The organism is bacterium (assembly GCA_024226335.1).
Classification (GTDB): Bacteria; Myxococcota_A; UBA9160; order SZUA-336; family SZUA-336; genus JAAELY01.
Genome location: JAAELY010000398.1, coordinates 16,281 through 27,883, shown reverse-complemented (window position 1 = coordinate 27,883; position 11,603 = coordinate 16,281). Strand labels below are relative to the sequence as shown.

The following is an 11,603-nucleotide window of genomic DNA, read 5'->3' as shown; positions in this document are numbered from 1 at the left end:
GAGAAGCGGGAGTCGCCGCCTGAGCAAGAAGCGTGATCCGATCGCAGATCCGTAGATCTGCAGAGGGTCGCGCGACGCAGCGCAGGCGGATGCATCGCGCTTCGCAGCCGCAGCCTCCCTGTGCAGAGGTTCCCTAGCCCGAGTGGCGGGTTAGATTCCGGCCTCTACGCCGCGCCCCACTCGTTCGAGTAGCGATGCAAGCGAGTGATCCCCCAGGCTCTCGATGACCAGTGTTGCCTCGCTGAAATCCATTTCCAGCGTCATCGGGCCGGGTACGGCCACGCAGGGAATTCCGGCTGCACGAGCTGCAGCCACGCCGTGATGCGAATCCTCGAAAGCAATGGCCTCGGCCGGCGAAACTCCGAGCGTGTCGAGTGCGTGCTGGTAGAGTTCCGGATCGGGTTTCGCCCGCGCGACGTCGTCGCGCGTCGAGATCGAATCGAAATGATGATCGAGTTCCAACCTGCGCAGGTGAGGGACGACCCATTCGCATTCCGAACTCGAAGCGACGGCCGTGCGCAGTCCCAATTCTCGGGCGGACTCCAGAAGGTCGAGAACTCCGGGCATCGGTTCGAGATTTGCAAGGAACTCGTCTCGCCACCGCCTGCGATCGATGTGGAGTTTATCGGCATCCAGTGATGGGCCAACCAGGGACCGGAGCCTCTCCATCGGGTCGAAACTTGCGGAGCCCGTGCCGATTCCGTCCAGCCACTCCCCTCGCTCGAAGGCCAGATCGAAACTCTCGAAGACGTACCGCCAAGCCTCGAACACAGCCGTCTCGGTGTCGAGAATCAACCCATCGAAGTCCAGAACAAGCGCGTTCACACGGCGAAGATAACAGGTCGAGTCTGTATTGCCTCTCGCGACCCCTATACTCATTCTCATGGAAAGTGTGCGGGTAGATCGTTGGCTTTGCGCGACGCGTGTGTTTCGCTCGCGGAATCTGGCGTCGGAGGCTTGTGTCGGCGGTCGTGTGAAGCTCAACGGCGGGACTGTAAAGGCGCATCACCCACTTCGGGTCGAAGACGAAGTCGTCGTAGAGACCCCGCGCGGGCTGCGCATCCTTCAGGTCAAGGCGCTGGCTGAAAAGCGCCTCTCGGCCCCACTCGCGCGCGAACTCTACGAGGACAATTCTCCCGAACCCGCTCCGCGCGATCCCTATCTGCCCCGCGAGCCCTCACGGCCACAAGGCGAGGGGCGTCCCACCAAGCGCGATCGTCGCGCACTCAATCGTTTCCGCGGCCAGGACTAGGGAACCTCTGCACAGGGAGGCTGCGGCTGCGAAGCGCGATGCATCCGCCTGCGCTGCGTCGCCTGTGCAGAGATTCCCTAGCAGTCCTCTCCATGGACGGCGTTCAACCAGACGATCGAGCGGGTCAACGCGTTCACGTCGTCTGCGACGAGTTTCAGAAGGCGCTTCAGGCCTCGGTCAGCTTTTCCAGGTAATCCACGATGTCCGCAGACTCGTGCATCCAGCTGACTTTGCCCGAATTATCTTCGATACGCAGGCAGGGAACGGTGCGCCGGTTCGTTGCCGTGATCAGTGCCTCGCGGTGGCCGGCGTCCAATTCGATGTCGCGCAGTTCAACGTCGAGTCCCAGATTTTCGAGGGCGCTGCGTACACGCGCGCAGAATGGACAGCCCTCGTAGTGATACAGCGACAGGCCCTGGGTGCTCACGTTCATCCCCACTAATGTCCGTCCTTCGTGCTCGCGTCGAAGCGGGCGCGTGGTAGCTTGAGATTCCAAAATGAGCGGCGAATCCCAGAAGCGAAGCAAGGCTAGCACAAACGGCCACCGGCAGAGGCGAGTTCAGCTGGCTTGCGTGCTCGTGCTTTGCCTGTTCTTCGTCGACTGTTCAGTCCTTTCCGGTCTGGATCGCTCGCGGGTTCCGCGAATCTTCGAAGGCTCCTCATTGCGGGAGGCCTTCCCCAACTCGCCTTCGATCAAGCAGCGCGAAGCGGGTGTCTTCTGGAGGATTGCCGAGCAGAGCGAACTCCCCGTCTTCCGAGCGCGTGAAGCGGACTGGGTAGAGATCGAAACCGAACTCGGCAGACTGCGCGCGGACTGGAATCTGGTCGCTCTGGGTGAGGCCGAAGTACTCGCCGATATCGTGCCCATCCTGAGCCGGGCGAAACGAGAGGGCCTGGACCCCAATGGATTCCACCTGTCGCAAGACGAACTACTCGGCGTCAAGCTCCAGGGCAATTCACTCCTCGTCACCAGGGAAGGCGTGGCACTCGCGGTCGATCCAGTCGGGTTGCTCGAGCGCAGCCGGAACGCCCACGATTCCGCTCTGTCGCAGTTGCGCGCAGCGATCGACGCGTTGGTGGAAGCTCTTCCGGCGGGAACGCTCGATCTGGGTGGACGGCTCGCAGCCGTCGATATCCTGCAACAACTGGACAAGACCGACGCCCAGGAGGATTTTGATTTCGTGCTGCCCAGTTATGCGCGGCGCCTCGTTCGCACTGGCTGGCTTTCCCATCTCGATGCTCCGGTCGAACTGGCGCAAACGCTCGAGTCGGCGGTTCGCGAAGCCGAGCGTCTGTTGCCACAGAGCGTCTACCAGGGCGATGGCGTTCGCGTCGCGGATCTCTCCAGCGCTCTGGGCCAGCGGGTCAGCACCCTGTCGACCCCTGAGCGTGCCGCCTATTCGCGTCCGGCCGCGAAGCCCGCCTACTACACGAGAGAATCCGTTCGTCTGGTCGTTCGCGTTCCGCGCGATGCGGACCCACTGCGCGAAGCGAATCGCTTCACCCGCGTGGAGGTTTTCGCGGGCCCGCGCCGCATCGCCAGCTGGTCCGAGTCAGAGGGCTTCTGGTCGGACGACCTGGTGTGGCGTCTCGGGTTTCCCGTCAACGGTGAAGACGTCGAACCGGACGCGCTGGGCGACGCATTGCCTCCGCACGTACTCGCCGTTCAACCCAACGGGGATGTGATGGCGCTCTTCACTCGACACGGGGCGCTGCGACCCGCGAAGAGCGGCGATCCGGAAGATGCGGAGCGCTTCTACGCAGAGGTGACACTCGCGCTTCCCGATGCCGCACACCTGGATCTGATCGGCCAGTACCTGCTCGTATACGCCTACGACAGTCCCGACAGTCGCAAGCCTGCACTGATCGGGACTCGGCAGGTGAGCGGGGACATCCACCAGACTGCCACGGAGACTCTCGATACCCAGACAGGCGGCATGTATCGAGGCGATTGCGACGATCTTTCGGAGCTGTACCAGGTGATCGCGCAGCGACAGGGCCATAACGCGCATCTGATCGGGTTGCCCGCACACGCGGCTCTGGCCTGGGCGGAGCCGAGTGATGAAGGTTGGCGGACCTATGTGCTGCAAACCGGCCAACCGCTGGCTTTCTGGGCTGAGACGTTGCCCGAGAGTCTAGAGCGCGTGTATCGCAGCTTTGGCGTCGGGCAGGTGTTCGATCTGACGAAGCTCGAGATCTTGTTGCGCTTCTCGGGCGAGAACACGCGGTCGAGCTGGTATCTGAGTCACAGGATTTTCTCCGACGTGAATTACGCCACACGGATGGTCGACATCCAACGAGACTGGCACTTTCAAACCTACCAACGCGCGATTGGGAAAGTGCTCGGATTGATCGAGGACGGCGACGACGACGCGGCGAACTACAATGAGCTGGCAGGCCTGTATCGTTACACCGGCCAATACACTCTGGCAGCCGATAGTCTGGTTCACGCTCTCGAACGGACGGACTCACTCGAGACGCGCGTTTCGATGTCCTTGGATCGCATGCAGTCTCTTTTCGAAGCCAATCGCGTAGAGGATGCCGGGGAACTTGCCGAGTACATTCGCAAAGAGTTGATCCCCGAACTCGATCGAGAGCACGGAACCGTACTCCTGGAGCCTCGTATGTCGCTAGTCGACTCGCTGCAGTCCGAGAAGCGCGATCTCAAAACGGCTCTCGATCTCCTGGCCAATGAAGTGCTTCCGCGGGTCGATCCGGTCGTTGCCAGCCTGGGTGAGTGGTTGCACAGCGAGGCCTACGACGCGGAGCTATTCGAGAGCCAGCAGGAACGACTTCGCTATCAGCTGCGCTGGTTTGCCAGTAGTGCGGTGGGGCTGATTTCCGAAACCGGCGAGACCTCACTGGAGGAGCACCCCGATCGGGAACGCGTGTCAGAGGCCGTCTGGGCCTGGCTGCGGGACGTTGCATTCTTCGACGTCGAGGCGTCTGAATCCCCGCTCCTCGGCTACGCAACGCTCGGGCGCTACTACCAGGCTCTGATGAGTGAGGAAGCTTTTGAAGAGCGCTTGCGGGCGGCACTACCGCCCACGGATCCGAACCGAGACCACACTCTTCGCGCTTCGGACGACGCGTATGTCGACCTGGATTTTCGCTGGATCTCGATCTCACCACCGTTCTGGATGTACCGGCTCGCGGCATTGTTTTCGCGCGAGCACACCACCGTCGACGCAGATCGCGTGGCCTTCCTGGCCAGACGTCTGGAGGAATCCCGCGAGCAAGCTCGCCGACTCGGATACGACCATGTCAGCTTCGAAAACAGCTCGCGAATCGGAGAGCTGATTGGGGCGCTGGTCGCACGCGATATCGAGACCCTGAGGCGCATCTTCCGCCAGGACAATGTTCGCAACGACCGGCGGATCCGACTCGAGGTGTCGAGCTGGGTTGCGACTGCCGCGCGCTTCATTCCCCTTGACGACTATGCCGAGCTCATCGACGTGTGGCGAGAGGAAGTCAATTACAAACCGATGTACTTCTGGATCGCATGGACCGCGGCTTTGACCGGGGCCACCGACCACGCCCTCCTGGTCGCCGGGCTGGCCGCGAATCAGTTCGAGGATGACCCGGCTTTCCTCGAAGAGTACGAATTCATGAAGCGGCGATTCAAACCGTCGGCCGACCCACCATCTGTCGGTAAGCCGAAGCCCACATCAGGTAGCCGATCGTCGCTGCGGGAATCACACCGATAACCAGGGCGAAGAATCCGGCGATGAGCAGGATCCATTGGATCACGAGCAGCCCGGCGACGCGCACGGATCGACCGCGAGTGATGTTCCAGGATGCCTGAAGAGCTTCGATCGGTCCCAGGCCCCGGTCGACGATGAAGAACACGCCGAAGTTCAGGCGGCTGATCACGAACAGAGCCCATACGAAAGAGAACAGTGTTCCGATCGCTTCGAGAACACTGTTCTGGATGATGATGCCTGCCGTCTGCACGATCTGCCCAATCCACGAGGCGAAGAAAATCGAGATAAACAGCACCAGAGTGGAGAGAAGGGAGCTGCCGTAATTTGAAAAGCCTGCGAACAGATCGCCGAATTGAGCCTTGCGATCCATCATGTTGAGCGTGAACCGGACCATTCCCCAGACGATCACCGGCGCAATCAGGAACAGACCTAGCACGGGCGGGATGAAGGCCGAAAGGGCGATCAACACCCCGCCGACCAGACCCACACCGAGCCAGAGCGGGAAGTTCGCCCAGGTGGCATTCCAGGCGTCCGAGAGCGCCTGGCTGATATCGAACTCTCCATCGCCTTCGCCGAATAGAGCCGATTCGTCGACCAACGGTGCGTCGGGAGGGGCATAGCGGTCATCTGTCATCGGGCTGCTCCCATCTCGTGTGCATTCTTTCCCGTCAGGGCACAGGTTCGGTCAATCAGGACAGAGCTTGAGTGCCGGGCACGGCCGGATCAACGACCGCCAGCGAGAATCGGGCCTGTTCCCGCGGCTTGCAAACGCACCTACCAGGCACCGCTCCGGCTCGGTCCCGAATGTTCTTCGAGGGTTTGCCGTTGACCCGGGGTGTCCGGACGTGGAATCTAGTGTGTATGAGTTCGTTCAGAGAAAACCTCGAGGCGCTCGGAGTCACGGAAGCCAGTGTGGCCGACCTCCGCAGCGATCTGACCCGATTGCCCAGCGAGATCGACCAGGCGGAGGCGCGGGCACAGGCGGCACGCGACGCTCTGGCTGCCGAAAAGGAAGCCCTGGCCTCCGTAGAGAAGGCGAGGCGGGACAAAGAGAACGAACTCGCCGACAGCGAGGTCCAGCGCGAGAAGTTCCAGAATCAGACTGCGCTCGTGAAGACCAACACGGAATACACGGCTTTGCTCCACGAGATCGAAGGCATGACTCAGCGCATTTCCAGCGTCGAGGAGGATATTCTCGAAGCGATGGACGGCGCCGATGCGGCCGCGGTGCGCCTCAAGGCAGCGGAGAAGGAGCAGAAGGAAAACGAGAAGGTCGCAGTCGGGGAGGCCGAGGCGCTGCGCAGGCGTACTAGCGTGGCGGAAGAAGAACTCTCTGGTCACATCAAGGTCCGCGACGGTCTGCTCGACGAACTCGGTTCGGAAGTGCGGACGCACTACGAGAAGCTGGCGGGCAAGCTGGGCACAGCGGTTGCGCGTATCACCAACGAAACCTGCGGTGGTTGTCACCGCACCATCCCGCCCGAAACGGAAAACCGCGTGCTTGCCGGTGAATTGAACTACTGCGCCAATTGCCAGCGTATCCTGGTCAGGACGATCGAATAGGCGCTCTCGCCGAGGGTTCGCTTTTTGTCCATTTTTTGTAGCTAATTCAAATAGTTACAGATTCTCCTCGTCGGTACCGTTGTCAGATATTGGCTTGCCCCGTTTGCTAGAATCCGTCTTGCTCCGGGGGGTGCTGAAAGGGTTTGATGCTGGATCGGGATCGCTATTGGGACTGCCTGGACCAGGCGATGGAAGCCTCCTCCACCGGACGGGGAGACGAGGCCCTCGCATGGATCGACGAGGCGCTGCGGGCAAATCCCCTCGGCGCTGAAGCTCGCAACGGAAGAGGCGAAATCCTCTGGGATTCCGGGCTCATTGAGGAGGCCGTTGCCGAATTTGCCAAGGCTGCGGAAGCCGATCCGGACTATTTTCCGGCTCAGCTCAATCACATCGAGATCCTGATCGAGGAATTCCACGAATACGAAATGGCTCTGGAGGTCAGCGACGCCATCCTCGCCGTGCGAATCGATCGCCCCGTGGAGGCCGAGGTCTACTATCTGAAGGCCAAGGCGCTGTTCTACCTGGACGATCTGGAGGGTTCGCTCTTCCTGTTGCGCAGGGCCAGCAAAGCCCAGGCCGATGTGGGGATCTACCGCGGCTTCGAGGGCCAGATTCTGTTTGAACTGGGTCTTTTTGATGAGGCCCGGAAGGCTCTGGATCGGGCGTTGATTCTCGAGCCGGATTGCGCCCACAGCAGTTACTACATGGCCCACCTGTACGAGCACGCGGGTGACTACGAGCACGCGGAGCGGCTTTTTGCCGAGGCGGCCGAAATCGACCCTCAGCTCTATCCGGTGCCCACACGCATCTCGGACGAAGAATTCGAGGCAGCGGCCACCGCCGCGCTGCGCGAGCTACCGGAACAGATCCGCAGATACGTAGAGACGTGCCCGATCATCATCGAGGACCTGCCAGACGTCGAACTGGTGCGAAGCGAGTCGATCTCTCCGCAGGTGCTGGGGATTTTTCTGGGCGTTCCCGTGACCGACCCGGATTCCAATCCACATCACGCGCCCGAACCACGCAGCGACACCGATCGCATCGTGTTGTTCAAGCGCAACCTGGAAAAGATCGCCGGCGACCTCGAGGAACTGATCGAGGAGATCCGGGTTACCGTCAAGCACGAGATCGGCCACTACCTCGGGATGGACGAGGACGAGGTCGAGCGCCTCGGCCTTGCCTGATCCGGGCGCAAGCGACGAACTCGTTCGCGCACTGGCGGCTCTTCCCGATGTCGTCGAGGTTCTGAGTCGACCCTCGGAGCGCTTCGTGTACGAGTCCGACGGGCTCACGCTGCTTTCTGGAAATGCGCGCGCCGTCGTTTTTCCTGTGTCGACCGAAGCCGTCGCTGGAGTCGTTCGGCTGTGTAATGAAGCGGACGTACCCTATGTGCCGCGAGGGGCCGGAACCGGACTCTCAGGCGGAGCGACCCCGGTTGAAGGTTGCGTCCTGATCGAGTTCTCACGTATGAACCGGATCCTCGAGGTCGACGCGGTCAATCGCACGGCCACCATCCAGCCCGGTCTGATCAATGCGCATCTTTCCGAAGCCGTCGCGGATCTGGGACTTCTCTACGCCCCCGATCCCAGCAGTCAGTCGGCCTGCACGATCGGCGGGAACGTCGCTGAGAATTCCGGCGGGCCACACACCCTGAAGCACGGCACCACCAACCCGCACGTGCTCGAAATCGAAGTCGTGCTGCCGGACGCGAGCGTCGTTCGACTCGGTCGGCGCGACGGACACACGTCGGGTTACGACGTGCGGGGGCTTTTCGTGGGCTCTGAAGGAACTCTGGGGATCGCAACCGAGGCGACGGTTCGACTCGTGCCGATTCCCGAAACCGTGTCCACCCTGCTGGCCAGTTTTTCAGATCTGCGAGCCGCCTGTCAGGCCGTCTCCGACATCATTGCCGAGGGCATCGTGCCCGCAGCGCTGGAACTCCTGGACGATCGAACCATCGACGCGGTCGAAGACTCGGTCTATGCAGCAGGCTACCCGCGCGACGCGCGGGCCGTACTTCTGGTTGAGCTCGACGGAGTCGGCGACACCGTCGAAACGGAGCGCACGCAGGTCGAGGGCCTGTGCAGTGCGGCCGGGGCGATCCAGGTAAGGGTCGCGCGCGACGAGGCCGAGCGGATCGCGCTCTGGCGGGGTCGCAAGGGCGCATTCGGTGCGATGGGACGACTCGCGCCCGATCTATACGTTCACGACGCCGTCGTTCCGCGCACAAAACTCCCCGAGGTCGTGGACGCGATCAACCGAGCAGCCGAGGAGAACGGCATCAAACTCGCGAATATCCTGCACGCGGGCGATGGAAATCTGCATCCGAACATCTCCTACGACAAGCGCGATCCGGCACAACTGCAGAAGATCCGCGAGATGGGCGAGCGAATTCTCCGCATCTGCGTCGAGGCGGGCGGTGTTCTGTCGGGTGAGCACGGGATTGGCGTGGAAAAGCGCGACTACATGTACATGTTGTTCAGCGAGGCCGACCTCGAGCCCATGCGCTGGGTTCACGATGCATTCGATCCCGAGGATCGCTGCAATCCGGGCAAGCTGATTCCCACCCCAAGGGCTTGTACGGAAGGAAATCTGCGACACCCAGGCTACTCCGAAGTAAGTTTCTGAGATGGATCCCTTCGAGGCGATCGTCGGGCCGGACAATATTGCGGGGCCCGGCGTAGAAGATCTGGATGGAGTGTCGGTGGAGAGCGTGGTCCGGCCCGCGAACGCCGAGCAGGTTGCCGCTTGCCTCGTGGTGGCTCGCGAGGGCAAACGACTGCTGGTATGCGGTGCGCGAACCAAGTTGCGCTGGGGAAACCTCGTCGATTCCGATCGCGTCACCTTGCTGGATCTGTCGCGCTTGTCCGATCACCTCGATCTGCAACCCGACGAGGGCATCGTCAGCGCGGCCGCCGGAATCTCGCTCGGTGAACTCGCGCGTCGCTCTGCGGAAGTCGGGAAACGCACCCTGTTGCTCGGACACGCCGAGCGGGCGACGATCGGCGGGACGATCGCCGCCGATCCCATCGGTCTTCGTTTCTCGTTGGATCGGCGCCTGCGTCACGAGATCCTCGGTCTGGAGGTCGCCCTCAGCAACGGGGAGGTCACACGATCCGGCGGAAAGGTCGTCAAGAACGTGACGGGCTTCGATCTGGTGCGACTGTACTGCGGCTCGCTCGGTACGCTCGGAGTGATCACAGAGGCGACGATGCGATTGCGGGCCGTGCCCGAAGCGCGTCGTCTCCTGGTGAGCGAATACCCCGACTCGAGCCAGGCGGTGAGGGCGGGTGCCCGGATTGCCGGTGACACCGTCGAACCGCAAGCCCTGGTCGTGCGTCAGGATGGGGAGCGAGTCCGTCTGCTGTGTCTGCTCGAAGGAAGCGCGAGGGGCGTCGAGCGGTGTGCGGACAGTCTTCCGGGTGAACCCGTCGGGATTCAGGCCTGGGACGAATTGGAGCAATCCTTTGCCGCCCGGCAGACACCGCCGGGCAGCGTGCGTGTTCGCCTGGCGGGTCGTCTGAGCGATGCCGTGCAGATCGTCGCTGCGGTCTCGGATCTGGGCGGTGCCGGAGCACTCGATATTGCGCTGCCCGTCTGTGGTGTCGCGTTCGCAGTACTCGAAGAAGCTGCGCTTGTAGCGCTCTGGCAGCGCGCGGCGGAATCGGGCTGGTCGTTGTTCATCGAGAGCGCGAGCGCCGAAACCAAAGCGCAATTCGATGTCTTCGGGCCGAACACCGAAAACCTGCCGCTAATGCACGCAATCAAGTCGCGTTTCGATCCGGGCTCCATTCTGGCTCCCGGGCGCTTTGCCGGGAGACTATGAGCGTGACGTCGCCAGCCGATTCGGCGAGCCTGATCGACTACGAGGCGACGCTCGATTGCGTGCACTGTGGCCTCTGTTTGCCGGTCTGTCCCACCTACCAGGAGACGGGTCGCGAGACGAGTTCACCGCGCGGGCGGATCTTTCTGATGCGAGGCGTCGCCGAGCAACGCATTCCACTGGACGAAACCGTGGTCGATGAGATGTCGTTGTGTCTGGGCTGTCGGGCTTGTGAGTCTGCGTGTCCGGCGGGTGTTCGCTACGGCCACCTGATCGAAAGGATGCGCGCCGAGATCGATCGACGGGCCGGCCGGGGAAGAGTCGCACGGTTTGCCGAGCGAGTGATCCTGCGTCGCATGGTGGGTGCACCAGCGGCTCTTCGGAGCATGATCTCCGTACTGCGTCTGTATCAGAACACGGGACTGCAACGGCTGGTGCGCGCGGCGCGCGTGTTGAAGGCGATGCCGACGTTACGCCACGCGGAGTCTTCACTTCCGCCTCTGACCGAGCCACACCGCCCTCCCGTGATCGTCCCCGCGGCGGGGAGACGTCGCGGACGCGTGGCCTTTTTCGCAGGATGCGTCATGCCGGAACTCTTCGCGAGTGCCAACCAGGCGACGATCGATGTGTTGACGCACAATGGTTTCGAGGTCGAGATTCCCCCCGGGCAGCGCTGTTGCGGTGCACTGCACCAGCACGCTGGGGATCTGCTGGCAGCCGATCGGCTCCACGAGAAGAACCGAAGCGCCTTTCACCTGGAGGCCGTGGACGCGGTGATCGTCAACTCCGCGGGTTGTGGCGCGTCGCTCAAGGATCGCGCCGATCGGTTTTCCCGGAAGGTCCGGGACATAACGGAGTTTCTGGTCGAAGTCGGTTTCGAGACTCCGGCGGCGTTGAGCCCACTGCGGGTGGCCTATGACGATCCCTGTCATCTCCTGCACGGCCAGGGTATTGCCACGGCGCCCCGACAGATCATGCGCGAAATTCCGGGTCTGGACCTCGTGGATCTTCCCGGAGGTCGCGACTGCTGCGGCGCGGCGGGTACCTATCTGCTCACGCATCCGGAGATGGCGACGAGTCTGCTTGCCCGCAAGCTGCAGGCGATTCGCGACACGGCCCCACAGGTCGTGACCACCGGAAACCCTGGATGTCTGCTGCAGATTGCATCCGGAGTGCGAGAGGCTGGGTTGGATGTCGAAGTCGTGCACCCGGTCGAGCTTCTCGCACGCGCCTACGCCGCCCAGAACTCCGCCTAGCTCTA

At 62.3% G+C, this 11,603-nt stretch carries 10 protein-coding genes; 7 read left to right on the top strand and 3 right to left on the bottom strand.

Annotated features, from left to right (window positions below):
- Positions 1 to 150 precede the first annotated feature (150 nt).
- Positions 151 to 879, bottom strand: a complete 729-nt coding sequence (locus tag GY725_20100; protein MCP4006487.1) for an HAD family hydrolase — start codon at positions 877 to 879, stop codon at positions 151 to 153.
- A gap of 4 nt (positions 880 to 883) precedes the next feature.
- Between GY725_20100 and GY725_20095 the strand changes: the two genes are divergently transcribed.
- Positions 884 to 1,252, top strand: coding sequence for an RNA-binding S4 domain-containing protein (locus GY725_20095; protein ID MCP4006486.1), 369 nt, complete (start codon positions 884 to 886; stop codon positions 1,250 to 1,252).
- Between the two features lie 166 nt (positions 1,253 to 1,418).
- On the opposite strand, the gene GY725_20090 is transcribed toward GY725_20095, so the two are convergent.
- Complete coding sequence (locus GY725_20090; protein ID MCP4006485.1) at positions 1,419 to 1,685, bottom strand: glutaredoxin; 267 nt, start codon at positions 1,683 to 1,685, stop codon at positions 1,419 to 1,421.
- 64 nt (positions 1,686 to 1,749) lie between these two features.
- Here GY725_20090 and GY725_20085 point away from each other — a divergent pair, with 64 nt between their 5' ends.
- On the top strand, positions 1,750 to 4,959 hold the full coding sequence (locus GY725_20085; GenBank protein MCP4006484.1) for a hypothetical protein: 3,210 nt from the start codon (positions 1,750 to 1,752) through the stop codon (positions 4,957 to 4,959).
- Here the strand turns inward: GY725_20085 and GY725_20080 are convergent.
- Positions 4,874 to 5,590: a hypothetical protein gene (locus tag GY725_20080; GenBank protein MCP4006483.1), complete on the bottom strand. Its 717-nt coding sequence runs from the start codon at positions 5,588 to 5,590 to the stop codon at positions 4,874 to 4,876. The genes GY725_20085 and GY725_20080 overlap by 86 nt on opposite strands.
- 227 nt (positions 5,591 to 5,817) lie before the next feature.
- Here GY725_20080 and GY725_20075 point away from each other — a divergent pair, with 227 nt between their 5' ends.
- The 5 genes from GY725_20075 (at position 5,818) to GY725_20055 (ending at position 11,598) form a co-directional block, all read left to right on the top strand.
- A complete protein-coding gene (locus GY725_20075) occupies positions 5,818 to 6,519 on the top strand; it encodes a hypothetical protein (protein MCP4006482.1) in 702 nt (233 codons plus the stop codon).
- Between the two features lie 146 nt (positions 6,520 to 6,665).
- Positions 6,666 to 7,703 (top strand): tetratricopeptide repeat protein, encoded by a 1,038-nt coding sequence (locus GY725_20070; GenBank protein ID MCP4006481.1) that lies wholly within the window; start codon positions 6,666 to 6,668, stop codon positions 7,701 to 7,703.
- Positions 7,696 to 9,147: an FAD-binding protein gene (locus GY725_20065; protein ID MCP4006480.1), complete on the top strand. Its 1,452-nt coding sequence runs from the start codon at positions 7,696 to 7,698 to the stop codon at positions 9,145 to 9,147. Before GY725_20070 ends, GY725_20065 begins: the two co-directional genes overlap by 8 nt.
- 1 nt (position 9,148) lies before the next feature.
- A complete protein-coding gene (locus GY725_20060; protein MCP4006479.1) occupies positions 9,149 to 10,345 on the top strand; it encodes an FAD-binding oxidoreductase in 1,197 nt (398 codons plus the stop codon).
- Positions 10,346 to 10,347: 2 nt separating this feature from the next.
- Positions 10,348 to 11,598, top strand: a complete 1,251-nt coding sequence (locus tag GY725_20055) for a (Fe-S)-binding protein (protein MCP4006478.1) — start codon at positions 10,348 to 10,350, stop codon at positions 11,596 to 11,598.
- The last annotated feature ends 5 nt before the right edge of the window (positions 11,599 to 11,603 follow it).